Genomic DNA, 25,762 nt, shown 5'->3' with positions numbered 1-25,762 from the left:
GCATCTCCCGTAGATAGTCGAATGGAGCACGCTTCTCCACTCCCGACCTCATCAGTATTTCAGAAATGCGCCACCGGCGGAACTACCAACTCTGATAGCCGGCGGCGCCGCCTGCCTATCACCGCCATGGCAAAATCACCGCCGGCTCGTTGCGGTTGTGCGCCGTTTGGTAGACGAATTTCCAGTCGGCGTATTGGGTCTTGCCGGCAAACAGGGCGTCGCTTTCGCCGAAGTTGGCGCGTTTCAACGGCGCCCCGGCCGACGGGCTGTAGACGCCCATGACGCCGCCGCCGGCGCCGCGCACCAGCGCCCACGGCGCACCCGTGATGGGATCGGCATACAGCCGGCGCAGGTGGTGCCGCGCCGGCGTGACGCGGCTGTCGGCCAGCAGCTCGTTCAGGCTGGCCGGATAGTGCTTGTCGGCGCCCGGCGTGCCCTCGTAGTAGCTGGCGATCGCCTGGCGCACCTGCCCCCCCGCAAACAGCAGTTCGGCTTCGCGGTCGCGCCGCTCGTCGATCGACCACATCGCCAGCGCGCCGCCGAGCACGATGCTGCTGATCGCCACGGCGAACAGCACCGCGAGGTAGGTGAAGCCGCGCTGCGGGCCGGCTGGCATCACCACTGCCGGTAGTCGACGCCGTCGTGGCCCTTGCCCGGGGCGCCGCTGCGGATGTCCGACACCACGCCTTGCGCCTTGTCCTCGGCCGCCACCACCACCCAGGTCGCCGCGCTGCCGGTCAAGGGATCCTCGGGAATCTTGCGCAGATAGCGCTTGCCGACCAGCTCCTCGAGCGACGCCGGATAGACCCCCAGGTCCGCGTAGTAGCGGTCGAGGGTAGAACGCAGCGTGTTCAAATTCTCGCGCAGCACGGCCTCCTTGGTCTTTTCCATGCTGCGAAAATAGCGCGGCGCGGCCAGCGACAGCAAGGTGCCGATAATGCTCAGCACCACCAGCAGTTCGAGTATCGTGAAGCCGGCCGCGCCGCCCCTACCATTGCTTGTATGGCACACCATTGATCCCCTTTCCCTGCGTGAGTGGATAGACGTCGAACACGTCCCGGCCCGGCTGCGGATGGGCGTGCTCGGACGCGTAGCTGCGCAAGCCCCAGGTCTGCTGCGCCGGCACAGCCAGGTCCGCGTTGAGCGGATTGCGCGGCAGGCGGCGCAGGAAGCGCAGCGTGGCGCCGTTCGGGTCTTTCTGGTCGCGCGCGCCGAGCAGGTCGCCCAGCTGCCTCGGATAACCCGATTCGCCGACGGCCATGGCGATACGCCCCTGGTCGCTGGCCTTCTTGTACTCGTCGATCGCGGCGCGCATCGCGCGCAGCACTTCCCTGAGTTCGCGTTCGCGCGCGCGCTGGACGATCAGTTCGCCGGCCGGAATGGCGGCGCTGGCCATGATCGACACCAGCGCCACCGTCACCAGCAGTTCGATGATGGTAAAGCCGCCGCGCCGCCGCCATGCCGCGCCGCCGCTCATGGCGCGATAGTGACGCGATAGGCGGACAGCGCGGCGCCGGCCGCGTTGCCGGCGCCCACCACCTGCAGCGCCGCCGCGCCGGACGACGCTTTGGCTTTCAGTTTCAGCGTCAGCAGCGTGGCGTCGATCTCGGCGCTGCCGTTCATCGCCTGGGCCAGGTTCAGGTCGAGGCGCCCGGCGCCGCCGTCCGGCAGTGCGCCCGCGGCGGCGGCGGGAATGGTCTCGACGAGTTCGAACGCCGCCCTGTCGTAGAGCAGTTGCACCGGCGCCGGCGAGCCCGAGGCCTTGACGCGCAGCGACAGCGTAAAGTCCTCGCCGGCCCTGACCTGGTTCGGCCCGCTCCACAAATATTGCGGCGGCTCGGCCGCCTTGGGCGCGGCGCCGTCGGCGCGCAGCGGGGCCGCGCCGGCGTCGGCGGCCGGCCGCGGCTCGGCCGACAGCCGCAGGGGCCTGACGCTCAGTCCGTTTTCGGTGCCGGACCAGAATTCCACCGCCTGCGCCTGCGGGCGGGCGACGCTGCGCACCACGCGCGGCGTGACCGACAGCACGATCTCGGTTTTCGAGCGGCTGTCGGACGGCGCCGAAAACAGCCGGCCGATGATCGGCAGCTTGCTCAAGCCGGGAATGCCGCTGGCCGAGCGCCGGTCCTGGTCGCTGATCAGCCCCGCCAGCACCTGGGTCTCGCCGTTGTGCAAGCGCAGGAAGGTGGAGGCGTTGCGGGTGCCGACCTGGTAGGCCAGCGTGCCGTTCGGGGTCGACACCTGGCTGGCGATCGAACTCACTTCCAGGCTCAGGCGCAGGGAAACGTCGTCCGACGGATGGATCAGCGGCTCGGCCGCCAGCTTCAGGCCGACGTCGAGGTACTGGACGTTCTCGGCGACGAAACCGGTCGCGGTCGACGTCGTGGTGATGACCGGCACCTTGTCGCCGATCAGGATGCTGGCCTTTTCCCGGTTGTGCACGCGGATGCGCGGATTGGCCAGCAGGTTCGAGACGCCGACATCCTGGCGCAGGCTCACCGACGGATTGGTAAACGACAGGCCCAGCTTCGACGAGTTTAGATTGCGCAGGTCGTCTATCGTCAAGACGCTGCCGCCCGCGCCCAGCGGAATGACGCCGAGCTGGTTCGGCCACTGCACACCCAGCTTCAACAAATCCTCGCGCTGCACCTCGAGCACTTCCAACTCCAACATCACTTCCGGCTCGGCCAGGTCGTGCAGCGCGACCAGCCGTTCGGCCAGGCGCACCGCTTCGGGCGTGTCGCGCACCGTCACCAGGTTCAGACGCTCGTCGATGACGATATCCTTCATGCGCAACAGCCCCTTGAGCACGCTCTGGATCTGCGCGGCGCTGGCGTCCTGCAGATAGAAGGCGCGCACCACCAGCTCCTGGTACTCCTTGCGTTTTTCGACCGTGTCCGGGTACACCTGCACGGTTTTCTTGTTCAACACCTTGCTGCGCAACTGGTTGTTGCGCAAAATGAGGTTGACCACCTCGTCGATCTCGGCGTTCTTCAGCACCACCGTCGTGCGCAGATCGGCGGCAATCTCCTTGTCGACGAGGAAGCTGATGCCGCTGATCTGCGACAGCGCTTCGAGCACCATGCGCACGCTGACGTCGCGGAAGTCGAGGTTGATCGGCTTGGACTGCGCATCCTTCAGGCTGATTTCCTGGAAGTGTTCGCGAAACAGCGGTTCCTCGACGTCGCGCTTGAGGACCTTGGCGGCGCCGTGGCCGGGCTCTTCGGCCAGCACCATGTTGACCATCGACAGCGCCCGTTCGCTGTCGCCATCGCGCAGCGCGGTCCTGGCCGTCGCCAGCGCCTGCTCGTGCTGCTGGCCGCGCCGCAGGCGGTACAAGCCCTGCCGGGCCTGTACATTGGCCGGGTCGAGTTCGAGCACCTTGGCCAGCTCGGCCTGGGCGGCGGCGGCGTCGCCGCGCTCCTGGTGCGCCTGCGCGGCGGCCAGGAACCGGCTGACGACGGTGAACTTGGACGTGTAAAAATCCTTGCGGATCTCGACGTCCTGCGGCGCCGCCTGCACCGCCCGGGCCAGCGCCGCCAGCCCGGCTTCCGGCTTGCCGTCGCCCAGCAGGTCCATGCCGGAGCGATGCAACATTTGCGCCGCGCATCCGCTGAGCATGGCCAGGACGCCCGCGGCGCCCCACAATCGTAGTCGCATTATTTGATTCCAATAACTAGTGTTTGTCGCGCCGCCATCGGCAGGTAGTCGATTTGCAGCGCATCGGGGCCGATTGCATACAGCAGGTAGTGCTCGTCGATATTGCCACCCTCGGAGACGGAAAAAACCTCATTGCCGCGGCGCAGGTGCACCCGCACGACACCGGACCGGCCCGCCACTTCGGTGCGGCCGAGGTACTCGAAGGGCAGCGCCGGCGCCTGCGGCGGCGCCGGGGCCACGGCGGCGGCCGGCGCCGGCGCCGCCGCGGCCGGCGCATCCCAGTTCACCGGCGCGAACAGATCGACCGGCGCGCCGGCCCCGTCCTGCTGCGGCTGCGGCTGCGGCTGCGGCTGCGCCGGCGGCGCAGCCGGCGCGCGCTGGCGGGCCGCGGCGCGCGCGTCGGGCGGCGTGACCGCAACCGCGGCCGCCGTCGCCAGCGCCGGCGCGGCGGCGCCGCGCCAATACGTCCAGCCCGAGGCGAGCAGCGCCAGGCCGAGCCCGACGCCGAGGATGGCCGGGCGGGACGGCCGGGCGCTCATCGGGCGCTCCGGAAATAGGCGGAGAACTGAAGCTGGGCTTCGACGGCCGCGTCGGCCCTGCCGGCGCGGCTGATACTGGCACTGTCGAGCGCGACGTGCGGCAACTCGCGCTGCACCTGGCGCACGAAGCCGCGCACGGCCGGGTAAGCGCCCTTGACGGGCAGGCTGAAGTTATACCGTTCGACGCCGTGGCCGGCGTCGGCGCCGAACTGGTAACTGCCCTTGTCGATCAGCAGGCGGCGCGCGTCGGCGGCGGCCTGGACCTGGATGACCGCCGCGCCGAGCGCCTCGTTGCCGCCCGCCGGAAAGCGCGCCAGCAGGCCGGCGACCTGCGCCTGTTCCGCTGCGCGGCCGGCGTCGGACGCGTGCGCGCGCGCCGTCGCGGCCTGTGCCTGCCGATGGCGTTGCTGTTCCTCGGCCAGCGCCGCCGCGCCGGGCAGCGTGACGGCCCAGTGCAGCAGGGCGGCGCCGAGCAGCAGCGCCACGCTGGCCAGCCGCGCCGGGCCGGCCTGCACCAGCCAGCGCCGCAGATACCACAGCGCGCGCGTCACCGGCGCTCCTCGGCGGGCGCCGCCGCGGCGGCCGCGCGCCAGTTGGCCATGAAGGAAAAACGCAGCACCGGCTGGCCGCCCTCCCGCGCCTGCAGCTCGTGCGAGGCAAGGTGCACGGCGCCGAGTCCCGGCGCCTTGCCCAGTTGCTGCATATACGCGTGCAGCGCCCGGATGTCGCGCGCTTCGCCGCTGACGAGGAGTTCGCGCGTGTCGGCGTCGGCCGACACGCCCAGCAGCGCCACGCCCTCGGCCGGGACCGCTTCGACGGCGCCGAACAAGGCTTCCCACGGGCTCGCCAGCGCCCTGTGCACGCCGGCCAGGTGCTTCGCCTTGCCGGCCAGCTCGTCCCCGGCGGCGTCGGCGGCGGCCGCTTGCTCCGCCACCGGGGGCGCCTCGTCGAGCAGCAACTGCCAGGCGCCGCGCTGGGCGGCATGATCCCAATAAGCCTGCCCGGCCAGCAGGGCGGCGGCGGCGGCGCAGGCGGCCAGCAGCGGGCGCAGCAGGGCCGGCGCGCGCCGCCGCCGCTGGCCGAAGTCGATGCCGATCGCCTTCATCGCCCCGCTCCCATCAGCGCCATGGCGACGCTGGCCGGCTGCGCGGTCGCGCCGGGCGGCATGCCGAGCAGGGATACCGGCAGCGCCGGATCGAGGCCCTGCATGATTTTTTCGCGGAACACCAGGTCGGCGACCACCGCCTCGCTGGTGGCGGCAAATACCGAGCGCAGGCTCGACCAGCCGCCGGCACCGAAACTGCCGATCACCATGTGCTCGGGTTCGACCACGGCGACCAGGCCGTCCCGGCCGGCGCCCTGGCGGCGCCAGCGGTTCCAGCAGGCGACGAAGAAGGGCAGGACGGCGCCGCCGCGCGCGCCGGCCCCCGCCAGCAAGCCGGCGACGCCGTCGGCCAGCGCCAACGGCATCGCGCAGGCGATGCGCGCCTTGCCGTACTCGGGGCGGTCGGCTTGGACGCGCCATTGCGGCATCTCGCCGTACAGCTCTTCAAACCTGGCGCCGAGCAGGGCCGCTTCCTCCTGCTCGCTCAGCGGCATGGCGCTGAAAGGCAGCAGCGCGTAGCGCACCAGCCGGTCGGAGAGCAGCACGTTGACGCGCTGGCGCGCCACGGCGTGCCGCTCAAGCCAGCCGCGCACGGCCTCCAGCAGCGCCGCAAGCGGCGCCTCGCCGGACGCGGCCTGGTAGCAGACCGGCTCCAGCACCTCGGCATGCCCACGCCGGATGCGCACGCCGCCGACTTGGTCGGGACACAGCGCCAGCCACACCGTTTCACTGCGAAAATGTAACACGGTTGACTTCCTCGATGGTGGTAATGCCCGCCAGCGCGGCGTCGACGGCGGCGTCGCGCAGAAAGCGGGTGCCGTTGCGCACTGCCGCGTCCTTGATGGCGCGGATCGGCGCGCGGGCGATGATCAGCTCGCGCAATTCGTCGTTCATGCGCAGGAACTCGCCCACCGCCCTGCGGTTCTTGTAGCCGGTTCCGCGGCACTGGCCGCAACCGCGCCCGGTCACGAACACGCGGCCGGCGCCGCTGACCTCGCTCATGCCGGCGGCGCACAGCTGTTCGTCGCTCGCCTCGTAGCGCGTGGCGCAGTGCGGGCAGACGATGCGCATCAGGCGCTGCGCCAGGATGCCGTTGAGCGCCGAGACGAAACTATAGATGTCCACGCCCATGTGCAGGAAGCGCCCCAGCACGTCGAAGACGTTATTCGCGTGCACGCTGGTAAACACCTGGTGCCCGGTCAGCGCCGACTGGATCGCGATCCTGGCCGTCTCCGGGTCGCGTATCTCGCCGACCAGGATCTTGTCGGGGTCGTGGCGCAGGATGGAACGCAGGCCCAGGGCGAAGGTCAGGCCCTTCTTTTCGTTCACCGGAATTTGCAGAATGCCCGGCAACTGGTACTCGACCGGGTCTTCGATCGTGACGATCTTGTCCTGCCCGCTGTTAATTTCGGTCAGCGCGGCATACAGCGTGGTGGTCTTGCCGCTGCCCGTCGGCCCGGTCACCAGGATCATGCCGTACGGCTCGCGCGCCAGCTGGCGCACCCTGGCCAGCAGGTCCGCGTCGAAGCCCAAATGGTCGAGCCGCAGCCCGACGATCTGGTCGGCCAGCGCATCCTTGTCGAGGATGCGCACCACCACGTCCTCGCCGAACAGGCTGGGCATGATCGAGACCCGGAAATCGATCTGCCGCCCCTTCACGTTGAGCTTGAAGCGGCCGTCCTGCGGCACGCGCCGCTCGGAAATATCCAGCTCCGACATCACCTTCAGGCGCGAGACCACCTGGCCGGCCATGTCGAGCCCCGGCACGAACAGCACGTGCGACAAGACCCCGTCGATACGGTACTTCAGCGTCAAGCCCTTGGCGCCGACCTCGAAATGCATGTCGCTGGCGCCGAGCTTGAGGGCGTCGAAGATCGACGAGTTGACCAGCTTGACGACCGGGCTCGAATCCTTGGAAATGGAACTCAGCGACAGGTCGCCGGCTGCGTCGCGCACGCCCGGCGCAGCCGACGCCTGCTCCGAAAACGTCTCGTCGATGGCCCTGAGCTTTTCCTCGGCGATGGTGAAGTAGGCGGCCAGGTCGTCGGGATGCGCCAGGCACCAGCGCGGCGGGCGCGCCATGCGGGCCTGGACCAGGGTCTGCAGCGCGGCGCCGAAGGGGTCCACCGTCACGCAGATGAGCTGGGCCTGATCGGCGTCGCCCGATACCAGGCATTTGCGCTGCAAGGACTCGGTGTAGCTGAGGATCGAAAAGTTCGGGCTCAGCGCGTGCAGGGAGTCGATATCCAGCGTTTCCATGCGCAGCACGCGCCCCAGCTCCAGCAGGCACTGGGCCGGCGACAGCAACAGCTCGTCCTCAAGCATGCGCCAGAGCGACTGGCCGGCGGCGTCGCGGCGCGCATGCAGGTCGAGCAGAATGGCCGGCGACAGCACGGCCGCTTGAGTGGGCGCGTTCATTTGATATTGCCTGCCAGATCGAAGATCGGCAGGTACATGAGGATCACGATGCCGCCTATCAGGCAACCGATAAAGGTCATCAGCAGAGGCTCGAACAGCTTGGAGAACCAATCGAGCTCGCGCGCGATCTCCTCGTCGTAGAAGGCGGCGATTTTCTCCATCGTCTCGCCGAGCTTGCCGCCGCGTTCGCCCACCACCAACAGGCGCACGCCGATTTCGGTGGCCAGGCCGTGTTCGCGGAACGCCTCGGCCAGCGCGCCGCCTTCGCGGATGGCCGTGCGCGCCGCCTGCAGGCCCGCCCGCAGCGCCGGCTGCTGCAACAACGCGTCGGTCATGTCGAGCGCCGTCACCAAGGGCACGCCGCCGTTGATCAGCATCGCCACGGTGCGCGTGAAGCGCGCCAACTGATAGGTGCGGATCTGTTCGCCCAGGTGCGGCAAGCGCCACAGCAGGCGCTGGAGCGCGGCTTTGAGCGCGGGGCGGCTGAACAGATAGGCCGCCAGTGCGGCCAGCGCCAGGCTGCCCGCCAGCATTTCCACGCCGTGCTCCTTGACCACGCCGCCCCATTCAATGAGCAGGCGCGACAGGAACGGCACCTCGCTCGTCCCCAGGTCGGCGTAGACGCTGCCGAAGCGCGGCACCACGTACGACAACAGGAAGACCACCACCAGCGCACCGACGGCCAGCAGCAGGGCCGGATAGATCGAGGCGGAAACGACCTTGTCGCGCACGCTGTTGAGCTGCTTGAAATAGGCCAGATAGCGCCGCAGCGCTTCCGGCAGGTTGCCGGTCTGTTCGCTTGCCTTGACGGTGGCGACGAACAAGGTCGGGAAGCTGTCCGGCGCGCCGGCCAGCGCGTTCGACAGCGTCTGGCCCTCGAGCAGCAGCACATGGATACGCTGCAATACCTGGCGCGCCTCCGGGTCGCGGTTTTTGGCAATGAGAATGGCGATCGCTTCGACCAATCCCATACCCGCGTCGAGCAGCGCCAGCAGCTCTTGGCCGAACAGCTGCACCTTGAAGCGCGACGCGCCGCCGGCGCGCCAGCGCAGGCGCGACGCGCTCAGCGACAAGACGGTCATGCCCTGTTCGGCGGCCTTGCTGCGCGCGCCAGCCTCATCCGCGGCGACGCAGCGCAAGCGCGTGACGCCATTGAGCGGATGGTAAACCTTCAAATTGAAATCCATCTTCCGCGCATCCCTTCGCCCCCGTCAGTTTGAGATATCGGCGGCCTCGCCGGAGCCGCCGGGCTTGCCATCGCGGCCATAGGAGTAAAGATCGTATTCCCCGCGCGTGCCGGGATGCCGGTAGACATAGGCGTGCCCCCATGGATCTTTCGGCACCGGCTTGGACAGGTAAGGGCCGGCCCAGCTGGCCAGGCCGGCCGGCTTGGCATGCAGCGCCGCCAGGCCGGTCTCGGAACTGGGAAAGCTGCCGACGTCGAGACGATAGGCCACCAGCGCCTTTTGCAGCGCGTCGACCTGCGCCTTGGTCGCCTTGATCTCGGACTTTCCAACGGCGCTGAAGTAGTTGGGGGCGACATACCCCACCAGCAGCCCGATGATGACCATGACGACGAGCAATTCGAGCAGCGTGAATCCCGCGCTGGACGCGCTTCGACCGCGCGCGATTGCCCCCTGCGCCCGGCGATATCGTGATTGTTGCTTCATATTCCCGTCCAAACAGTTGTGTAGCGCGTGATTTGCCAAGCTTGCCCCCTTGGTGGGCGTGGCAAAGTCTCTGTCAACTGTAACAAAACGGCAACTATCAGTTTTCATAGTTGCGTAACGTCTCTTCCACGCCACAGCGCACGCCCCGCGTCGCCCCTGCTCCATATGGAAACGCGGGTGAAAACCTTGTCAATTCTTTATTAATGTTAATTAATTGTTCGTTATATAATATATCAACAGTATCAATTTACTATTAACTTCTCTTGATTGGTGAAGGAAATTGAACGATATGTCGCTCTGGCCGGTCGATAAAAACTTCACTGCCCTCATGCAAGCACAAGACTGGCAGCAACTGGTCCGCGCGTCGCAGGACGCGCTAGCGCCACTGGCCGTCGACAGTTTTCTCAAGATAATGAAAATTGCCGACGGCGCCGGCCGAACCCATTTGCACGTCGTCAGCTCACTGCCCTCGTCGGTGGCCGATCTGTTCCTGGGCGCCGACGAAAACGGCAGCGATCCGGTGATGCGGCACGTGGCCAGAACCGGCATCCCGCTGGCCTGGGATATAGACCAGCTTTGCCGCGAGGGACCGACACAGATCTATCAAGGTTTGAAGGCGTCCGGAATTAGAACCGGACTCAGCATTGCCGGACGCAGCGAACATAATTTCAGCCGCATCGACTTCTACTCCATGGGAAACGCCAGTTTTTCCGGACAGCAGCAGCGCAACCACCTGCTGCTGTTCAGTTGCTACCTGAACGAGGCGGCGCGCACGCTATGGCGGCAGCAAAGCCCGAAGGTCGACACCCCTGTTCTGACCTCGCGCGAGCGGCAGTGCCTGCGCTGGAGCGCCAGCGGGAAAACCAGCAATGAAATCGGCTCGATCCTGGGCATTTCGCAAAACACTGTTTACTACCATCTGAAGAAGGCCGCGTCCAAGTTCCAGGTCTACGGAACCCGGCACGCCATCAGCCGCGCGCTTGAGATGGGGCTGATCTGAGCGGTAGCGGACTCAATCCACCGAACTTAAGGAATTAGCGCCTCGTCAACATGCCTTTTGTGTCAGGTGTTTATGAGGTTTCGGTCTTGATTTGTCCGCGCCAGCGCGCCGTCGAGGCGCTTGCCGGCCGCCTTGGCGAGCTGATGGGCGGCCTGGCCGCGCGCCTCGGCGGCCGCCTTGGCGGGGGCCAGCGCCGACACCGCCCGATTCTGCTCGCGGATGCTGGAGCGCAGGCCCTCGCTAACGCCCTGCTCCGCCGCCAGACTAGCCTGGGCCTGATCCCGGCGCCTGCGCCCGCCAGCGCGATAGCGAGTCCGGCGGTCGCCACCTTCGAGATCGCGCCCGTCACGGCTCTGGCTGCACCGCTGGCCCACTCGCCCAGCGCGATCACGCGGGCCTCCAATCGGGCAGGTCAGCAGTCTGGCCCGCCAGTGCGTGAGTGCAATCGCCGAGGAACTGCATGCGACCGTCAGTAACGAAGCTGTGCCAAACGTCGAGCGGGTCGCCCTCCTCCCAAATGAAAGTCGGGTCGACCGCCCGGCCGGTTTGGACGAGCACCGACGCCGAGAACGTTGGGCGGTCGCCGGAGCCGTTGAAACTCCAGATCGGCCAGCGGCGCGCCGCTGGCCGCCGGCCGCCGGCGTAGTATGGATGCCGTGGGCTCCGTTGCACCCGGGACATTTGAACATGACCAGGCCATCGGCGCCAAGGCGCAGCTTGCTACCCAGCGCGCTTACGCCAGCAGCCGCTGCGCCACAGTGAACAGCGCCAGGCGCTCGGCCAGGCCGTTCGTGGCGCCGTTGACGCGCCGCGTCACGCGCACCTGGTCGCCGGCGTCGGCCAGTTCGTTCACGCCGTGCGCGCGACATCACCAGCGCGCACGGCGGCAGCATCGCCCTCGACAGCGCGACGATCGCCACGCAGACCCAGCCGGGCGCCGCGCCCAGCCACAGCAGCACGGCAGCCACAGTGAAAAGCACCGCCTCGCTGCCTAGGTACATCGCCAGCGGCGCGGCGCGGCCGGTTCTTTGCAGCGCCTCGCCGGCCGGCAGGCGCACGCCGGCCTGCCGGGCGCAGAGCTGCCGCAAAGAGCCTGGCGACGCGCCGACCATCAACCTCTATTCGTTCAAAGCCTAACTCGCCCCGAGACAAGGCCAGCGGCTTGATTTTTGGCGCCGATTAGGCCGGCACCAGTTCTATCCTGATCGTTTTGCCCAAGGCGGCGGCCGCGCCGGCCAGCGTTGTCAGTGTCAGGCTGGTGTCGTTTTCATCCAGCAGGCGATTCAGCGAGGCCCGGCTCGTGTGCATCAATTCCGCGAGACTGGTCTTGGTCAGTTTCTGCTCCTTCATTTCTTGCGCGATCTGCCAGGCGATGACGCGCTTGACCGCTACGGCCGTGGCCTCTTCAAGCATCGATTCCCCGGCCAGGAAGTCATCGAAACTGCTGCCAATATTTTTCTTTTTCATCATTCTCTCCGCGATTACTTCATTCGGTCCACGGCCGTCCTCAAGTCCGCTGCGGGTGTGCGCTGCGACTTCTTAATAAACCCGTGCAGCAGGACCATCGTGCCGTCCTCCACCGTAAAAAGAACGCGCGCGATCCGGCCCGGCAAGCCGATCCGCACCTCCCACAGGCCGGTGCCCATCTTGCGCACCAGCGGCATGCCAAGTGGCCAGCCGTACTGCACCGTCTTGATGTCCTCACCGATGATCTTGCGCTCCGGCGAAGGCAGGGACTTCAACCAGTCGCGCACCGACTCTACACCGGCCCCGGATAGGTAGAAGTTGACTTGCAGGGTAGGTCTGGTCATATATAAATGTATCAAATTTGGTACGAAATATCAAGCGCTATTTGGAGGGCGCTCTTACTTTCGAGGCGAAATGGTGGTCTGTGCCCGGGCTGCGGCAGGTGGCGCCGGGCGCTGATTCGGCGCGAAGCGCCGCCCATGAAGGCCACGAATTCCCGCGAGGTGAACAGCCTAGCCCACTGCCTTAGCACACGCCGTCGGCTTGGATGGAGGACCCGAAGATGCGGCGCTGGTCGGCGATGCGCCAGCGCGCCCTGCCGGCGGTTCCAGGTGGCGATGAAGTGCGGCACCACGGCGATAATGGTCAGGCCGTGCGCGCCGGCCACGCCTTCCAGCCGGGCCAGCAGCGGCCCAGGTGCGGCGGCGTAAAACGGCGCGCCAGTCCGCCAGTCGACGCCCACGCGCCGGCCCGTCCAGCGGCTCGCCGTACAGCGCCTGGAAGCGTATCGCGGCGGCGGCGCCACCTGCCACAGGCGGGTCAGCTCGTCGTCGAGCACCACGCTGGCCGGCCAGCGGGCCAGCAGTTGTTCCAGCGCCGCGCCGATGGCGTCAAGGGCGTCGGCGGCCGGCGCGCCCGGCCAACACGGCGCCGTTAACCGCGGCGGCGTGGTCGATCACGCCGTCGACGCGGTATTTGATGGCCAAACCGGCGGCAGCGCTCTCCAAGTGGATGTCGGAGCCGTTCCATTTGGCGCCGGCGGTGGCCGGCGCGGCCAGCAGCGCGGCCAGACCCTCGTCGGTGATCGGATAGCGGCCAACGTCGAGCCGGTAGGTGTCATGGCGTCCAAGGAGATACTGGATAGCTTGAACTTGGTTCGCAATTGCTGCGATCTTCATCCGTCTGCTGTGCCAAGCAGCGTCCAAATTTTAAGCGTATCAGGCTGTAACGCGGAGATTTTCGTCCGCTGCGCCGCCGTGGTGGACGACGACCTTGACCACCACGCCGGCCGCGTCGCGTACAAATTCCATGTGACCCAAGGTGTTCTTGATGAAAAATCCGTTGCCCGAATAGGCGTGCACCGGCGTGATGTCGCCCCCGGCGCGTTGCATCAGCAACTGGTTGGCATCGCGCCAGAAAATACGTTGCTCGAGGGCGTTGATGGTGTACACGCCGACAAAGGCGTCGAGCGCTGTGGCGTCGAGCTCAATCGCTTCGAAATCGACGAGCGGCTCCCCGATCGTAACCGCGCCGATTTTATGTGCAATACATTCCGGATCGACGACACCGAAGTCAGCATTGCTCAGGACGGCTACGAAAAGCTTGTCTTCTGGCAGGCGTAGCGCGAAGGTCATGAACCCATTAATGCCACCACCGTGGGCGAGCATTGGACGCTGCTGCAGCGTGCGGACTTCCCATCCATAGCCGTACCCGCACGAGTTGCCGTTGGCCAACCTGTAGGGCGTGAACGCCTTGGTCCAGTTCGCTACGCTGATGAGCTTGCCACTAGCAACCGCATTCTCCCAGCGCGCCATGTCGTCCACGTTCGAGACCAGTGCCCCGGCGGCGTATACCTGACTCATGCTAATCGCATCGCACGGAACAAAAGCGCCATTGCGGTAGGTATGCCCGGCAGCCGTGCGCTGCGGGCTTAGTTCGTAACCTTCATAGTAAGTATTGCTCATGCCTAGTGGAACAAAAATGTGCCGTTGCACGTATTTGGCGTAAGACATGCCCGAGAGTTTCTCGATGATTGTTCCCAGCAGAAAGTAGCCGGAGTTATTGTAGTTGAAGGCAGTACCTGGTGCGAACTCAAGCGGATCGTCCTTAAAGCTGTCGATCATCTGGGCAATCGAGAGCTCCTTGGTGATGTTGGCATCAAACCCCTCTTTTCCGGTGAAACTGACAATGCCGGAACTGTGGGTCAACAGGTGCTCGATTGTGATCTGCCTGCCTTGCGCAGGGTAGTCAGACAGAAACTGGGAGATCTTGTCGGAGACACTCAGCTTGCCTTCCTCTACCAGCATCAAAATGGCCACCGCAGTGAATTGCTTGCTAATCGAGCCGAGACGCAACGTTGTCTCTGGCAGCATCGCCTGCTGCTCCACGATGCTGGCCATGCCATACGCCTGGCGGAACACGGTCTTGCCATCAAGCGTTACGATGACCGTCGCGCCTGGGTCATTGGCCTTATAGAACGGAGCGAGAATGGCGTCGATACGCGCAGCAAGGGCTTCCTCTTCGGAGGCCGGTGGAGAAACGCTGCACATCTTGTCCATTATTCATCCTTTCTTATGTGGCGACGCGTATATTAATACAATATTCCAACTCTCTGGCATGATAAGGCGAGCTACACCGCGCCGGACAAGCCGTTGCGGCCTTTAAGCGCCAAAAATCTAGGGTACGGTCAGGGTACGGAGCACAAATAGAAAAAGCCGGATTTCTCCGGCTTCCGCTAAATCTTTGATTTTTTTGGTCGGGACGGAGTGATTCGAACACTCGACCCCTTGCACCCCATGCAAGTACGCTACCAGGCTGCGCTACGCCCCGACTAGATATAAATTATAGCAGAGTACTTTAAGTTTTTGCCATGGTTGCCGCACCTTCGCATACAAAATATCTGTTCCGATCAAGCTTCGCGGTAACACCTCGCGCTACCGTGATCGAAAGCCAGCCATGCCCGAACCAACCAAACAGCAACAGAAGCTCCAGCGCGCCGCCGACCTGATCGCCCAGGCCGACGCGCTGGTCGTCGCGGCCGGTGCAGGCATCGGCGTCGATTCCGGCCTGCCGGGCTTTCGCCGCAGCGACGGTTTCTGGCAAGCCTACCCTGCCCGCGCCCGCGCCCGCATGGCGTTCGCGCGCATCGCCTCGCCGCAGGCGTTTTACGCCACGCCGGCGCTGGCGTGGGGGCTATCTGGCCTGCCGACGGCTTCGTGCCGGACGTCAATGGGGGCCAACGCCGGCTGCGCTTGGCGGCTGTAGAGTCTTTTAGCTGAACAGCAGCGGCGCCAGCGCCAACCGGAAGGCGGCGATAACGCTGGTCTGGTCCATGTCCGGGTGGTGCAGCGCGCGCAACGATATACCCTGGTACAGGCCGATCAGCGCTTCCAGGCGGCCGGCCACGGTGGCGTCGTCCGCCGCCAGCCCGCGTTGCAGCCGCGCGCGCTGCATGATGCTGTGCAGTTCCCCGCGCAGGCGCGTGTCGGCGTCGCGCAGCGCGGTGGCGATGGTCGGGTTGCGCGACGCTTCGGAGAAAATTTCCAGCTGCAGCCCCCACATCTCCGGGTCGAGGTTTTCTTTGACTTGGTGCTCGGCGTTGTCGAGCATCGTTTGCAAGGGGTCTTCCTGTTGGCGCAGGTCGAGCAAAATGGCCGCCACCCGTTCGAGGTTTTTCTCGACGAAGGCGGTGATGATGGCGTCTTTGCTGGCGAAGTAGTTGTAGATGTGGCCGGCGCTCATGCCGGCCGCCTTGGATATTTCCGCCATGCTGGCGCCGTGGAAGCCGCTGCGGCGGAAGCAGCCGGCGGCCGCGTCGAGCACCTGGTTGCGCCGGTTGAGCGTGCGCTCTTGGTCGGCGCGCTGTTTTGCTGTGATTGTCATGTACTTTTCCGTTGTGCCGGCGACGCGCGGGACGGCCCGCGTCGGCGCCGGTCACTTTAACCGATACGGCCGGCGATGGCCACCGAGGACGGCTTCGAATGGTGTTTTTACAACTGGCGGGGCAAAGCCGTCGTCGACGCCAGTCGGGTTACTCCCTTGCGGGCTGACCCGATCTACGAAAATCTCTGCCCACGTCTACTCCAGCAGCAGGGCCGTAAACGCCAGGCGGAAGCCGGCGACCACCGCGGCCTGGTCCATGCCGGGGTTGTGCAGCGCACGCAAGTGCAGCCCCTGGTGCATGGCGACGATGGTTTCGATGCGCCCGTCGAGCAGGCTGTCGTCGGCCGCCAGCCCGCGTTGCAGCCGCGCCGCCTTGAGGATGGCGCGAAAGCGCAGCCGCGTGCGGCGGTCCGCGTCCTGCAGCAAGGCGGCGATTTTCGGGTTGCGCGCCGATTCGGCGAAGATCTCCAGCGGCAGCGCCCACAGCGCCGGGTCCAGGCTGTCGCGCACGCTCTCGCCTACGTTGTCGAGCATTTTCTGCAGCGGGTCGCCGTGCTGTTCCAGGTCGAACATGTGCGCCGCCACGCGCTCCATGTTTTGCTGCACGAACGCGGCGATGATGGCGTCCTTGTTGTCGAAGTAGTTGTAGATGTGGCCGGCGCTCATGCCGGCCGCCTTCGATATTTCGGCCATGCTGGCGCCGTGGAAGCCGCTGCGCCCGAAGCAGCACGCCGCCGCGTCCAGCACCTGCTGGCGCCGGTGCAGCGCGCGCTCCTGGTCCGGGTGGCGCTTCTCGCCCGCGCTCATTGGGTCCGGTCGACGCCCCGCGCGCCGGCCGTCGCCGGCGCCGCGCCCTCCGGCTGCCAGCCGCCGCCCATCACCTTGTACAGCGTCACCAGGTTGCTCTGCTTGAGCAGGCGCGCGCTGATCAGGCTTTGCTGCGCCGCGTACAGCGCGCGCTGCGACACCAGCGCGTTCAGGTAGGATTCGGCGCCCTGGCGGTAGCGGGCCTCGTGGATGCGGTAGCTTTTCGCCGAGGCCTCGGCCAGCGCCTCCTGCGACGCCAGCCGCTCGCCCAGCGTGCCGCGCTGCGCCAGCGCGTCCGCCACTTCGCGGAACGCAATCTGGATCGCCTTGTCGTAGCGCGCCACCGAAATGTCGCGCTCGACCTTGGCGATGTCGAGGTTGGCGCGGTTGACGCCGCCGTCGAAGATCGGCAGGCTAATTTGCGGCAGGAAGCTCCACGCCCCGCTGCCGGCCTTGAACAAACCGGACAGCTTGCCGCTGGCCGAACCGGCCGAACCGGTCAGCGAGATGCGCGGGAAGAAGGCCGCGCGCGCCGCGCCGATGTCGGCGTTGGCGGCGCGCAGCGTGCGCTCGGTTTCGAGCACGTCGGGGCGGCGTTGCAGCAGCTCCGACGGCAGCCCGGCCGGCAGCTCGGTGAGCGCGCCGACGGCGTCCAGCGGGCCTTGCGGCAGCAGCGCCGCCGGCAGCGCCGCGCCGGCCACCAGCGTCAGCGCGTTCTGGTCCAGCGCCACCTGGCTGGTGTACAGCGCGACGTCGGAACGGGCCGCCTCCACGCTGGTCTGCGACTCGTACATGTCCAGCCCGGAGGTGGCGCCGGCCTTGAAGCGGCGCTGGCTCAGGTCGTAGGACAGTTGCTGGCTTTTCAGCGTTTCCTGCGCCAGGCGCAGGCGCTCCTGGTCCGCCGCCAGCGTCAGGTAGTGGCCGGCCACTTCAGCCACCAGGCTGATTTGCGCGGCGCGGCGCGCCTCTTCGGTGCCCAGGTATTGCTGCAGCGCCGAGTCGGACAGGCTGCGCACGCGGCCGAAGAAGTCCAGCTCGAAGGCGGCCGCGCCCAGGTTGGCGCTGTACTGGTGCGCCACCTGCGCCTGGCCGCTGGCGCTCATGCCGGCCGGCGTGCGCTGGCCGCCGCCGCTGCCGTTGGCCGAGATCTTCGGCAGCAGCGCGGCGCGCTCGATGCCGTATTGGGCGCGCGCCTTTTCAATGTTCAGCGTGCTCACGCGCAGGTCGCGGTTGTTGGCCAGCGCCAGCTCGATGACCTGGCGCAGCCGGGCGTCGGCGAAGAACTCGCGCCAGGCGATGTCGGACGCCGGCCGGGCGCCGGCCGCCGCGGCCGCGTCGCCCTGGTAGGCCGGTCCGGCCGGCCAGGCGCCGGCCACCGCGGCGGCCGGGCGCTGATACACCGGCGCCAGGCTGCAACCGGCCAGCAGCGCCAGCGCGGCGAGGGTGAGGATGGATTTTTTCATGTTAATGCGCTTCCGAAATGACTGTTGCGGCCGGCGCCGGCGCGGCCTTCTTCTGTTTGAAGAAGCCGCGCACCAGCACGAAGAACACCGGTACGAAGAAGATGCCGAGGAAGGTGGCCGACAGCATGCCGCCCAACACCCCGACGCCGATGGCGTTCTGGCTGCCGGAGCCGGCGCCGCTGCTGGTCGCCAGCGGCAGCACGCCCAGGCCGAAGGCGATCGAGGTCATCAGGATAGGGCGCAGGCGCAGGCGCACCGCTTGCAGCGTCGCCTCCTTCAGCTCGACACCCTTGTCCTGCAGTTCCTTGGCGAATTCGACGATCAGAATCGCGTTCTTCGCCGACAGGCCGACCACGGTCAGCAGCGCCACCTGGAAGTAGACGTCGTTCGACAGGCCGAAGGCCCAGCTGCCCAGCACCGTGCCGATGACGCCGAGCGGCACCACCAGCAGCACCGAGAACGGGATCGACCAGCTTTCATACAGCGCCGCCAGGCACAGGAACACGATCAGCAGCGAAATGGCGTACAACTGCGGCGTCTGCGAGCCGGAATCGCGCTCCTCGGCCGAGGTGCCGGTCCATTCAAAGCCGATGCCGGGCGGCAGTTGCGCGACCATTTTCTCGACTTCGGCCATCGCCGCGCCCGAGCTCTTGCCCGGCGCCGGCATGCCCAGCACCTCGACCGACGACAAGCCGTTGTAACGCTCCAGCCGCGGCGAGGCGTAGACCCACTCGCCGGAGGCGAAGGCCGAGAACGGCACCATGGCGCCGGCGTTGTTGCGCACGAACCATTTGCCCAGGTCTTCCGGCACCATGCGCGAGTCGGGCTGGCCCTGCATGAACACCTTCTTGACGCGGCCGCGGTCGATGAAGTCGTTGACGTAACTACTGCCCCAGCCGACGCTGAGCACCTTGTTCACTTCGGCCAGCGACAGGCCCAGCGCGCTGGCCTTCTGCTGGTCGATGGTGATCTTGTATTCCGGCGTGTCTTCCTGGCCGTTCGGACGCACGCCGACCAGCAGCGGGTTCTTCGACGCCATGCCCAGCAACTGGTTGCGCGCGCCCATCAAGGCGTCATGCCCCAGGCCGGCCTGGTCCTGCAATTGCAGGTCGAAGCCGCTGGCGTTGCCCAGCTCCAGCACGGCCGGCGGCGCGAAGGCGAACACCATCGCGTCCTTGATCTGCGAGAACGCGCCCATCGCCTTGCCGACCACGCCGGTCACGCGCAGCGCCGGGGTCTTGCGCTCGGACCAGTCCTTCAGGCGGACGAAGGCGATACCGGTGTTCTGGCCGTTGCCGCCGAAGCTGAAGCCGGCCACGGTGAAGATAGAGGCGACCGCGTCCTTCTGGTCGTTCATGAAATGCTGCTCGACTTTTTCAATCACCTTCAGCGTGCGCTCTTGCGTGGCGCCGGTCGGCAACTGGATCTGCGAGAACAGCACGCCCTGGTCCTCGGCCGGCAGGAACGAGGTCGGCAGGCGCAGGAAGACCACCGCCAGCGCCGCCAGCAGCAGCGCGTACATCAGCATCGAGCGGCCGCTGCGGCCGATCATATTGCCCACCCAGCCCTGGTACTTGGCGCTGCTGCGGTCGAAGCCGCGGTTGAACCAGCCGAAGAAGCCCGTGTTGCTGGCGTGGTGGCCCTTTTCAACCGGCTTCAGGAAGGTGGCGCACAGCGCCGGGGTAAACACCATCGCGACGACCACCGACAGCACCATCGCCGAGACGATGGTGATCGAGAACTGGCGGTAGATCACGCCGGTCGAACCGCTGAAGAAGGCCATCGGCACGAATACCGCCGACAGCACCATGGCGATGCCGACCAGCGCGCCGGTGATCTGGCTCATCGATTTGCGCGTCGCCTCGACGGGCGACAGGCCCTCCTCGCTCATGACGCGCTCGACGTTTTCAACGACGACGATGGCGTCGTCGACCAGCAGGCCGATCGCCAGCACCATCGCGAACATCGTCAGCGTGTTGATCGAATAGCCGAACGCCGACAGGATGCCGAAGGTACCCAGCAACACCACCGGCACGGCCAGCGTGGGAATCAGCGTGGCGCGGAAGTTTTGCAGGAACAGGTACATCACCAGGAACACCAGCACGATCGCCTCGGCCAGGGTTTTGACCACTTCCTCGATCGACAGTTTGACGAACGGCGTGGTGTCGAAGGCGATTTGCGCCTTCATGCCCGCAGGGAACTGCTTGCCCAACAGCTCAACCTTTTTCTTGACCAGGTCAGCCGTCTCCAGCGCGTTGGCGCCCGAGGCCAGCTTGATGGCGATACCGGTGGCCGGCTTGCCGTTGAAGCGCGCCACCGTCTTGTAGTTCTCGCTGCCCAGCTCCATGCGGGCGACGTCGCGCAGGTTCACCATGGCGCCGTTGGCGCTGGTTTTCAACAGGATGGCGCCGAACTGCTCGGCCGTTTGCAGCCGGCTCTGGGCCGACACGGTGGCGTTCAACTGCTGCCCCGGCGCGGCCGGCGCGCCGCCCAGTTCGCCGGCGGAGACTTCGGTGTTTTGCGCCGTGATGGCGGCGCTGACGTCGGCCGGCGTCAGTTGGTAGCTTTGCAGCTTGGCCGGGTCGAGCCAGATGCGCATCGCGTACTGCGAGCCGAACAGCGTGACCTCGCCGACGCCCTCGACGCGGCTGAGCGGATCGACGACGTTGGCGGCGACATAGTCGCCCAGGTCGACCTGCTTCATGCTGCCGTTCTCTGAGGTGAAGCCGAGCACCATCAGGAAGTTTTTGGTGGCCTTCGAGACCACCAGACCCTGCTGCGTCACGGCGGCGGGCAGCAGCGGCGTGGCCAGCTGCAGCTTGTTTTGCACCTGCACCTGGGCGATGTCCGGGTTGGTGCCGCTCTTGAAGGTCAGCGTCAGGCTGATGCCGCCGGTCGAATCGCTGCTCGACGACATGTAGCTCAAACCGTCGATGCCCTTCATCTTCTGTTCGATGACCTGGGTCACCGCGTCCTCGACGGTTTTGGCGGAGGCGCCCGGATAACTGCCGCTGATCGAAATCGACGGCGGCGCGATGCTCGGGTACTGCGCGATCGGCAAGCCGAGGATCGCGATCACGCCCGCAAGCATGATCACAATCGCGACCACCCAGGCGAAGATCGGGCGGTCAATAAAGAAACGTGCCATTTTTTATTCTCCTGGATTAGTGGGCGCTTTTGGCGTTCGCGGCGGGCGCGGCGCCGGCCGGCGCACCGGCGACGGCCGGCGCCGGCTTGGCGGCGCTGGCCTGCGCGCCCGGCTTGACCTTTTGCACGCCCTCGACGATGACGCGGTCGCCGGCGGCCAGGCCGGAGGTGACCAGCCATTTGTCGCCCAGCGTGCGCGCGGTGGTCAAGATGCGCTGCTCGACCTTGCCGTCGGGGTTCAGCACCAGCGCGGTGGCCTGGCCCTTCGGGTTGCGCGTCACGCCCTGTTGCGGCACCACGATGGCGTGCTCGTTCAAGCCGCTATCGAGCAGCGCGCGCACGTACATGCCGGGCAGCAGGTCGCCTTTCGGGTTGGGGAACAGCGCGCGCAGCGTCACGTTGCCGGTGCCCGGGTCGACGCTGACGTCGGAGAACTGCAATTTGCCCGCTTCGGCGTAGGTGCTGCCGTCGGCCAGCAGCAGGCTCACCTTGGCCTGGCCGGCGCCGGACTTTTTCAGGCTGCCGCCGTCCAGCTCGCGCTTCAGGCGCAGCAAGTCGTTGCTGGACTGGGTCACGTCGACGTAGATCGGGTCGAGCTGCTGCACGGTGGTCAGCGCGGCGGCCTGGTTGGCCGTCACCAGCGCGCCCGGCGTGACGCTGGAGCGGCTGATGCGCCCGCTGATCGGCGCGAACACGCTGGTGTATTTCAGGTTGATGTTGGCCATCTCCAGCGCCGCCGCCGCCGACTCGACGTCGGCCTTGGCCTGCTCGTTGGCGGCCACCGCGTCCTCGTAGTCCTGGCGGCTGACGCCCTCGATCGCCACCAGCTCTTTATAGCGCGCCACTTTCGGGCCGCTGGTCAGCAGGTTGGCCTTGGCCTTGTTCAGCGCCGCCCTGGCCGAGTTGTACGCCGCCTGGTAACTGGCCGGGTCGATCTGGTACAGCGAGGCGCCGGCCTTGACGTCGGCGCCCTCGACGAACAGGCGCTTCTGGATCAGCCCGCCCACCTGCGGACGCACTTCGGCCACCTGGTAGGCGGCGGTGCGCCCGGGCAATTCGGTGGTCATCGACAAGGCCTGGCTAGTGACCGTGTAGACGCCCACCTCCGGCACCTTGGCCGGCGGCGCGACGGCGGGCGCCTTGCCGCAGGCGGCCAGTATCAGGGCCGCGCACACGGCGGCAACGGCGGTGGCGAGCGCGCGTGGGCGCGGCGTCGGCAGGGAGAAGCGGGATTCCATCATGGATTTTCCTGTAAGAAAACTACGCAAATATCGTCTAATAAAGCTGAATTATATTGTCACACATTTAAAGAATGAACGATCATTCTAATCCAGTCAAGCACGGTTACAATTCCCCACGGGAAATATGGGCGCGCTCCGTGCCGGCATCATCGATAACCAGCGGCGCTACACCCTTCGTTTGGCTGCTCTTCACCGCCTGCAAGCGAACTCAACAACATGCTTGGCAGACAATTCTAATGAATTGTCACTTTTTTGCGCATTGCGGTACTATTTGAACGGGCGCCGGAGCGCCTTGTTTTGTATTGTTTGGAGGGCACCGATGGACCAACAAGACATCCACACCACCGCTTTGCTGTCGACCGGCGTGCCCGGCCTCGACGCCGTCCTCGCCGGCGGCTTGACCCCCGAGCGCCTGTATCTGGTCGAGGGCGAACCCGGCACCGGCAAGACCACGCTGGCGCTGCAGTTCCTCCAGGAAGGCGCGCGCCTGGACGAGCCTGTGCTCTACATCACGCTGGGCGAAAGCGCCGTCGAGCTGCGCGCCAGCGCCCGCTCGCACGGCTGGGACCTGGCCGGGGTGCCCATCGTCGAAATCATCCCCGACGAGGACATGCTCGACCCGGACCAGCAGTACACAATTTTCCAACCGTCCGAAATCGAACTCGGCTTGACCACCCAGCGCATCTTGGCGGCGATCGAACAGCACAAACCGACCCGGCTGGTGCTCGACTCGCTGTCGGAACTGCAGTTGCTGGCGGAGAGGCCGCTGCGCTACCGGCGCCAGGTGCTGGCGCTGAAGCAATACTTGTCGAGCCGCCGCTGCACCACGCTGCTCATCGACGACCGCGCCCCCGCCTGCGACGACATGCGGGTGCGCAGCGTGGCCGAGGGCGTCGTCGCGCTCGATCTGCTGGTGCAAGCCTACGGCGCCGAGCGGCGCCGCGTGCGCATCGTCAAATACCGCGGCGTGTCCTACCGCGGCGGCTACCACGACTACAAGATCGCCACCGGCGGCCTGGTGGTGTTTCCGCGCCTGGTGGCGTCCGACACGCGCTGCGAGGGCCCGCGCGGGCGCCTCTCCAGCGGCTTGGCGGCGCTCGACGCGCTCACCGGCGGCGGCGTCGAGGAAGGTATGAGCACCCTCATTTCCGGCCCGCCCGGCACCGGCAAATCGACCCTGGCGGCGCAGTTCGTGCACGCCGCCACCGCGCGCGGCGAAGCGTGCGCGATGTTCCTGTTCGAGGAGTCGCGCAACAACCTGCTCAACCGCGCCGGCGACATCGGCATGGCGCTGCACGCGGCGATGGACGCGGGCCTGCTGACGATCCAGCAGGTCGACCCGGCCGAACTGGCGCCCGGCGAGTTCTCGCAGGCGGTGGTCGACGCCGCCGCGCGCGGCGTCCGCCTGGTCGTCATCGACAGCCTGAACGGCTACCTGAACGCGGTGCCCGACGAGCGCTACCTGCCCACCTATCTGCACGAGCTGCTGGCCTTCCTCGGCCAGCACGGCGTCGCCACGCTGCTCGTCGGCGTCCAGCAAAGCATCATCGGCACCAGCATGACCACCTCGGCCGACGCCAGCTACGTGGCCGACAACGTCATCATGCTGCGCTATTTCGAGGTCGCGGGCGAGGTGCGGCAAGCCATCTCGGTGTTCAAGAAGCGCGGCAGCCCGCACCAGCGCACCATCCACCGCTTTGAAATCGGCGCCGGGGGCATTGAAATCGGCCCGCCGCTGCGCGGCTTCCACGGCATCCTGACCGGCGTGCCGACCGGCGAGGCGTGCCGCGAGCCCGCCCCGCCCACGGCGGCGGCCGTCAGCGCGCCGCGCTAGTCCATATGGAACAGCGCATCCTGATCTTCGCGCCGACCGGACGCGACGCCGCGCTGGCCGAGCAGGTGCTGGAGCTGGCGATGGTACGCACCGACATTTGCCACAGCGCCGAGCAGTTGGCCGAGCAACTGGAACTGGGCGCGGCCGGCGTGCTGACGGTCGAGGAGGCGTTGCCGGCCGGCGCCTGCGCCGCCCTCACCGGCTACCTCGCCGGCCAGCCGGCCTGGTCCGACCTGCCGGTGATCCTGCTGACGCAACGCCAGGGCGACCCGCAACTGGTGCGCCACGCCATCAACACGCTGGGCAACCTGACGCTGTTCGAGCGCCCGGTCGGCACGCTGACCCTGGTGACGTCGGCGCACGCGCTGCTGCGCGCCCGCGCCCGCCAATACATGGTACGCGAGGCCGAGCGCCGCAAGGACGAATTTCTCGCCAGCCTCGGGCACGAGCTGCGCAACCCCTTGGCGCCGATCAAGACCTCGGTGGCGCTGCTCGGCCACCTGTACCCGCAGGCGCCGGCCGTGGCCAAGGTCAGGGAGGTGATCGAGCGCCAGGTCACGCACCTGACCCGGCTGGTCGACGACCTGCTCGACGTCGCGCGCATCACCAGCGGCAAGACCGAGCTGCGGCGCGAACACGTCCACCTGCGCGCCGTGGTCGAACACGTCAACGAGCTGTGCCTGCAAAGCGCGGCCAGCAAGCGCATCGGCGTCGACTTCGCGCTGCCGCCGCAGGACGTGGTGCTGCACGCCGACTACGCGCGGGTGGTGCAAATCCTCGCCAACATCGTCTCGAACGCGATCAAGTTCACGCCGCCCGACGGCAGCGTTGCGGTGCGCGCCTGGGTCGACGACGCGCAGCTGAGCATCAGCGTCACCGACACCGGCGTCGGCCTGGACGCCGACGCCATCCCGCGGATTTTTTCAATGTTCGAGCAGGGCAACACGGTGTCCGGGCAGATCGCCAGCGGCCTGGGCATCGGCCTGAGCCTGGCGCGCACCTTCGCCGAAATGCACGGCGGCAGCGTGCTGGCGCGCAGCGAAGGCGTCGGCAAGGGCAGCGAATTCCTCATCCGCCTGCCGGTGGTGGTGCTGTCGCGCCAGCCGGCCGAGGGCGGCGGCGGCGCGCGCGTGGACGTGGCGCCGACGTCGGCCGCGCGCGCCGCGCAGGTGCTGGTGGTCGACGACAACTGCGACGCCGCCGACTCGCTGAAGGTGCTGTTCCAGATGGAGGGCTACGAGGCGGCGGCGGCCTACGACGGCTGCGCCGCGCTGGCCGCCGCCAAGGGCGGCACGCCGGACTTGATCGTGATGGACCTGGGCATGCCCGGCATGGACGGCTACGAAACGGCGCGGCAGATCCGCCAACTGCCCGGCGCGGCCGGCGTCCTGATGATCGCGCTAACCGGCTGGGGCCAGGGCGACGCGCGCAGCCGCGCCATCGAGGCCGGTTTCGACTACCACCTGACCAAGCCGGTCGAGTTCAACGACATCATCGGCCTGGTCAAGGGGCGCCTCGACAAGTGAGGCGCA

26 protein-coding genes and 1 tRNA gene are annotated in these 25,762 nt (G+C 66.9%); 4 read left to right on the top strand and 23 right to left on the bottom strand.

Translation table 11 applies throughout. The features are described 5' to 3' along the window. Nucleotides 1-118: 118 nt before the first annotated feature. The 11 genes from JANGC3_RS0100525 to gspG are packed head-to-tail and all read right to left on the bottom strand — an operon-like array spanning nucleotide 119 to nucleotide 9,389. Entirely contained in the window at nucleotides 119-616 is a 498-nt protein-coding gene (locus JANGC3_RS0100525; RefSeq protein WP_017874519.1) for a type II secretion system protein, read from the bottom strand. Then, nucleotides 616-1,014: a type II secretion system protein gene (locus JANGC3_RS0100520; RefSeq protein WP_026132360.1), complete on the bottom strand. Its 399-nt coding sequence runs from the start codon at nucleotides 1,012-1,014 to the stop codon at nucleotides 616-618. Before JANGC3_RS0100520 ends, JANGC3_RS0100525 begins: the two co-directional genes overlap by 1 nt. Continuing rightward, entirely contained in the window at nucleotides 989-1,477 is a 489-nt protein-coding gene (locus JANGC3_RS0100515; RefSeq protein ID WP_017874517.1) for a type II secretion system protein, read from the bottom strand. The genes JANGC3_RS0100520 and JANGC3_RS0100515 overlap by 26 nt, the downstream gene beginning before the upstream one ends. Then, nucleotides 1,474-3,657 carry a secretin N-terminal domain-containing protein gene (locus JANGC3_RS27950; RefSeq protein WP_085945285.1) on the bottom strand — a complete coding sequence of 728 codons (2,184 nt, stop codon included), beginning with the start codon at nucleotides 3,655-3,657 and terminating at the stop codon, nucleotides 1,474-1,476. The genes JANGC3_RS0100515 and JANGC3_RS27950 overlap by 4 nt, the downstream gene beginning before the upstream one ends. Continuing rightward, a complete protein-coding gene (locus JANGC3_RS30495) occupies nucleotides 3,657-4,196 on the bottom strand; it encodes a hypothetical protein (protein WP_017874515.1) in 540 nt (179 codons plus the stop codon). Before JANGC3_RS30495 ends, JANGC3_RS27950 begins: the two co-directional genes overlap by 1 nt. Next, nucleotides 4,193-4,747 (bottom strand): hypothetical protein, encoded by a 555-nt coding sequence (locus JANGC3_RS0100500; RefSeq protein ID WP_017874514.1) that lies wholly within the window; start codon nucleotides 4,745-4,747, stop codon nucleotides 4,193-4,195. Before JANGC3_RS0100500 ends, JANGC3_RS30495 begins: the two co-directional genes overlap by 4 nt. Continuing rightward, complete coding sequence (locus JANGC3_RS30490) at nucleotides 4,744-5,301, bottom strand: PilN domain-containing protein (RefSeq protein WP_017874513.1); 558 nt, start codon at nucleotides 5,299-5,301, stop codon at nucleotides 4,744-4,746. Before JANGC3_RS30490 ends, JANGC3_RS0100500 begins: the two co-directional genes overlap by 4 nt. Continuing rightward, nucleotides 5,298-6,047, bottom strand: coding sequence for a hypothetical protein (locus JANGC3_RS0100490; protein WP_157406388.1), 750 nt, complete (start codon nucleotides 6,045-6,047; stop codon nucleotides 5,298-5,300). Before JANGC3_RS0100490 ends, JANGC3_RS30490 begins: the two co-directional genes overlap by 4 nt. Then, nucleotides 6,028-7,719: a GspE/PulE family protein gene (locus tag JANGC3_RS0100485; protein ID WP_017874511.1), complete on the bottom strand. Its 1,692-nt coding sequence runs from the start codon at nucleotides 7,717-7,719 to the stop codon at nucleotides 6,028-6,030. The genes JANGC3_RS0100490 and JANGC3_RS0100485 overlap by 20 nt, the downstream gene beginning before the upstream one ends. Further along, on the bottom strand, nucleotides 7,716-8,906 hold the full coding sequence (locus tag JANGC3_RS0100480; protein ID WP_017874510.1) for a type II secretion system F family protein: 1,191 nt from the start codon (nucleotides 8,904-8,906) through the stop codon (nucleotides 7,716-7,718). The genes JANGC3_RS0100485 and JANGC3_RS0100480 overlap by 4 nt, the downstream gene beginning before the upstream one ends. A gap of 24 nt (nucleotides 8,907-8,930) precedes the next feature. Next, nucleotides 8,931-9,389, bottom strand: coding sequence for a type II secretion system major pseudopilin GspG (gene gspG, locus JANGC3_RS0100475; protein ID WP_051068189.1), 459 nt, complete (start codon nucleotides 9,387-9,389; stop codon nucleotides 8,931-8,933). Nucleotides 9,390-9,678: 289 nt separating this feature from the next. Here gspG and JANGC3_RS30485 point away from each other — a divergent pair, with 289 nt between their 5' ends. Next, a complete protein-coding gene (locus JANGC3_RS30485; RefSeq protein WP_157406387.1) occupies nucleotides 9,679-10,389 on the top strand; it encodes a helix-turn-helix transcriptional regulator in 711 nt (236 codons plus the stop codon). 62 nt (nucleotides 10,390-10,451) lie between these two features. On the opposite strand, the gene JANGC3_RS32210 is transcribed toward JANGC3_RS30485, so the two are convergent. From JANGC3_RS32210 to JANGC3_RS0100435, 7 genes are all read right to left on the bottom strand, one after another. Next, complete coding sequence (locus JANGC3_RS32210) at nucleotides 10,452-10,589, bottom strand: hypothetical protein (protein ID WP_157406386.1); 138 nt, start codon at nucleotides 10,587-10,589, stop codon at nucleotides 10,452-10,454. 979 nt (nucleotides 10,590-11,568) lie between these two features. Beyond that, nucleotides 11,569-11,859: an XRE family transcriptional regulator gene (locus JANGC3_RS0100455; RefSeq protein WP_017874506.1), complete on the bottom strand. Its 291-nt coding sequence runs from the start codon at nucleotides 11,857-11,859 to the stop codon at nucleotides 11,569-11,571. 11 nt (nucleotides 11,860-11,870) lie between these two features. Continuing rightward, entirely contained in the window at nucleotides 11,871-12,200 is a 330-nt protein-coding gene (locus JANGC3_RS0100450) for a type II toxin-antitoxin system RelE/ParE family toxin (protein WP_017874505.1), read from the bottom strand. An 11-nt stretch (nucleotides 12,201-12,211) separates the two neighbouring features. Continuing rightward, complete coding sequence (locus JANGC3_RS32205) at nucleotides 12,212-12,694, bottom strand: hypothetical protein (RefSeq protein ID WP_198291971.1); 483 nt, start codon at nucleotides 12,692-12,694, stop codon at nucleotides 12,212-12,214. Nucleotides 12,695-12,746: 52 nt separating this feature from the next. After that, complete coding sequence (locus JANGC3_RS34260) at nucleotides 12,747-13,034, bottom strand: type II secretion system protein GspG (protein WP_017874504.1); 288 nt, start codon at nucleotides 13,032-13,034, stop codon at nucleotides 12,747-12,749. Nucleotides 13,035-13,073: 39 nt separating this feature from the next. Next, nucleotides 13,074-14,414 carry a serine hydrolase domain-containing protein gene (locus JANGC3_RS0100440; protein WP_017874503.1) on the bottom strand — a complete coding sequence of 447 codons (1,341 nt, stop codon included), beginning with the start codon at nucleotides 14,412-14,414 and terminating at the stop codon, nucleotides 13,074-13,076. 194 nt (nucleotides 14,415-14,608) lie between these two features. Continuing rightward, nucleotides 14,609-14,685: transfer RNA gene (locus JANGC3_RS0100435), tRNA-Pro, on the bottom strand. Between the two features lie 126 nt (nucleotides 14,686-14,811). Between JANGC3_RS0100435 and JANGC3_RS0100430 the strand changes: the two genes are divergently transcribed. Beyond that, complete coding sequence (locus JANGC3_RS0100430; protein WP_017874502.1) at nucleotides 14,812-15,120, top strand: hypothetical protein; 309 nt, start codon at nucleotides 14,812-14,814, stop codon at nucleotides 15,118-15,120. A 6-nt stretch (nucleotides 15,121-15,126) separates the two neighbouring features. On the opposite strand, the gene JANGC3_RS0100425 is transcribed toward JANGC3_RS0100430, so the two are convergent. The 5 genes from JANGC3_RS0100425 to JANGC3_RS0100405 form a co-directional block, all read right to left on the bottom strand. Beyond that, the gene (locus JANGC3_RS0100425) at nucleotides 15,127-15,738 is read right to left on the bottom strand and encodes a TetR/AcrR family transcriptional regulator (protein ID WP_017874501.1); all 612 of its coding nucleotides are present in this window, start codon (nucleotides 15,736-15,738) and stop codon (nucleotides 15,127-15,129) included. 195 nt (nucleotides 15,739-15,933) lie between these two features. Beyond that, the gene (locus tag JANGC3_RS0100420; protein ID WP_017874500.1) at nucleotides 15,934-16,545 is read right to left on the bottom strand and encodes a TetR/AcrR family transcriptional regulator; all 612 of its coding nucleotides are present in this window, start codon (nucleotides 16,543-16,545) and stop codon (nucleotides 15,934-15,936) included. Next, entirely contained in the window at nucleotides 16,542-18,008 is a 1,467-nt protein-coding gene (gene adeC / locus JANGC3_RS27920) for an AdeC/AdeK/OprM family multidrug efflux complex outer membrane factor (RefSeq protein ID WP_017874499.1), read from the bottom strand. The genes JANGC3_RS0100420 and adeC overlap by 4 nt, the downstream gene beginning before the upstream one ends. Before the next feature lies 1 nt (nucleotide 18,009). After that, nucleotides 18,010-21,156, bottom strand: a complete 3,147-nt coding sequence (locus tag JANGC3_RS0100410; RefSeq protein ID WP_017874498.1) for an efflux RND transporter permease subunit — start codon at nucleotides 21,154-21,156, stop codon at nucleotides 18,010-18,012. 16 nt (nucleotides 21,157-21,172) lie between these two features. Beyond that, nucleotides 21,173-22,396, bottom strand: a complete 1,224-nt coding sequence (locus JANGC3_RS0100405) for an efflux RND transporter periplasmic adaptor subunit (RefSeq protein WP_017874497.1) — start codon at nucleotides 22,394-22,396, stop codon at nucleotides 21,173-21,175. Between the two features lie 319 nt (nucleotides 22,397-22,715). On the opposite strand from JANGC3_RS0100405, the gene JANGC3_RS0100400 reads away from it, so the two are divergent. Beyond that, entirely contained in the window at nucleotides 22,716-24,230 is a 1,515-nt protein-coding gene (locus JANGC3_RS0100400; protein WP_017874496.1) for an ATPase domain-containing protein, read from the top strand. Nucleotides 24,231-24,235: 5 nt separating this feature from the next. Continuing rightward, the gene (locus JANGC3_RS0100395; protein ID WP_026132358.1) at nucleotides 24,236-25,756 is read left to right on the top strand and encodes a hybrid sensor histidine kinase/response regulator; all 1,521 of its coding nucleotides are present in this window, start codon (nucleotides 24,236-24,238) and stop codon (nucleotides 25,754-25,756) included. Nucleotides 25,757-25,762: the final 6 nt, after the last annotated feature.

The organism is Janthinobacterium sp. CG3 (assembly GCF_000344615.1).
Taxonomy (GTDB): Bacteria; Pseudomonadota; Gammaproteobacteria; order Burkholderiales; family Burkholderiaceae_D; genus Janthinobacterium.
This window is presented reverse-complemented; position numbering and strand designations above follow the sequence as displayed.

Bases quoted from the DNA above. Each gene is read 5' to 3' on its own strand.
- JANGC3_RS0100425 (WP_017874501.1), bottom strand. From the start codon at position 15,738: ATGACAATCACAGCAAAACAGCGCGCCGACCAAGAGCGCACGCTCAAC.
- gspG (WP_051068189.1), bottom strand. From the start codon at position 9,389: ATGAAGCAACAATCACGATATCGCCGGGCGCAGGGGGCAATCGCGCGC.
- JANGC3_RS0100455 (WP_017874506.1), bottom strand. From the start codon at position 11,859: ATGATGAAAAAGAAAAATATTGGCAGCAGTTTCGATGACTTCCTGGCC.
- JANGC3_RS30485 (WP_157406387.1), top strand. From the start codon at position 9,679: ATGTCGCTCTGGCCGGTCGATAAAAACTTCACTGCCCTCATGCAAGCA.
- JANGC3_RS0100410 (WP_017874498.1), bottom strand. From the start codon at position 21,156: ATGGCACGTTTCTTTATTGACCGCCCGATCTTCGCCTGGGTGGTCGCG.
- JANGC3_RS0100520 (WP_026132360.1), bottom strand. From the start codon at position 1,014: ATGGTGTGCCATACAAGCAATGGTAGGGGCGGCGCGGCCGGCTTCACG.
- JANGC3_RS0100395 (WP_026132358.1), top strand. From the start codon at position 24,236: ATGGAACAGCGCATCCTGATCTTCGCGCCGACCGGACGCGACGCCGCG.
- JANGC3_RS0100450 (WP_017874505.1), bottom strand. From the start codon at position 12,200: ATGACCAGACCTACCCTGCAAGTCAACTTCTACCTATCCGGGGCCGGT.
- JANGC3_RS0100405 (WP_017874497.1), bottom strand. From the start codon at position 22,396: ATGATGGAATCCCGCTTCTCCCTGCCGACGCCGCGCCCACGCGCGCTC.
- JANGC3_RS0100515 (WP_017874517.1), bottom strand. From the start codon at position 1,477: ATGAGCGGCGGCGCGGCATGGCGGCGGCGCGGCGGCTTTACCATCATC.
- JANGC3_RS0100430 (WP_017874502.1), top strand. From the start codon at position 14,812: ATGCCCGAACCAACCAAACAGCAACAGAAGCTCCAGCGCGCCGCCGAC.
- JANGC3_RS34260 (WP_017874504.1), bottom strand. From the start codon at position 13,034: ATGAAGATCGCAGCAATTGCGAACCAAGTTCAAGCTATCCAGTATCTC.
- JANGC3_RS0100485 (WP_017874511.1), bottom strand. From the start codon at position 7,719: ATGAACGCGCCCACTCAAGCGGCCGTGCTGTCGCCGGCCATTCTGCTC.
- JANGC3_RS0100420 (WP_017874500.1), bottom strand. From the start codon at position 16,545: ATGAGCGCGGGCGAGAAGCGCCACCCGGACCAGGAGCGCGCGCTGCAC.
- JANGC3_RS0100440 (WP_017874503.1), bottom strand. From the start codon at position 14,414: ATGGACAAGATGTGCAGCGTTTCTCCACCGGCCTCCGAAGAGGAAGCC.
- JANGC3_RS0100400 (WP_017874496.1), top strand. From the start codon at position 22,716: ATGGACCAACAAGACATCCACACCACCGCTTTGCTGTCGACCGGCGTG.
- JANGC3_RS30490 (WP_017874513.1), bottom strand. From the start codon at position 5,301: ATGAAGGCGATCGGCATCGACTTCGGCCAGCGGCGGCGGCGCGCGCCG.
- JANGC3_RS27950 (WP_085945285.1), bottom strand. From the start codon at position 3,657: ATGCGACTACGATTGTGGGGCGCCGCGGGCGTCCTGGCCATGCTCAGC.
- adeC (WP_017874499.1), bottom strand. From the start codon at position 18,008: ATGAAAAAATCCATCCTCACCCTCGCCGCGCTGGCGCTGCTGGCCGGT.
- JANGC3_RS30495 (WP_017874515.1), bottom strand. From the start codon at position 4,196: ATGAGCGCCCGGCCGTCCCGCCCGGCCATCCTCGGCGTCGGGCTCGGC.
- JANGC3_RS0100480 (WP_017874510.1), bottom strand. From the start codon at position 8,906: ATGGATTTCAATTTGAAGGTTTACCATCCGCTCAATGGCGTCACGCGC.
- JANGC3_RS0100525 (WP_017874519.1), bottom strand. From the start codon at position 616: ATGCCAGCCGGCCCGCAGCGCGGCTTCACCTACCTCGCGGTGCTGTTC.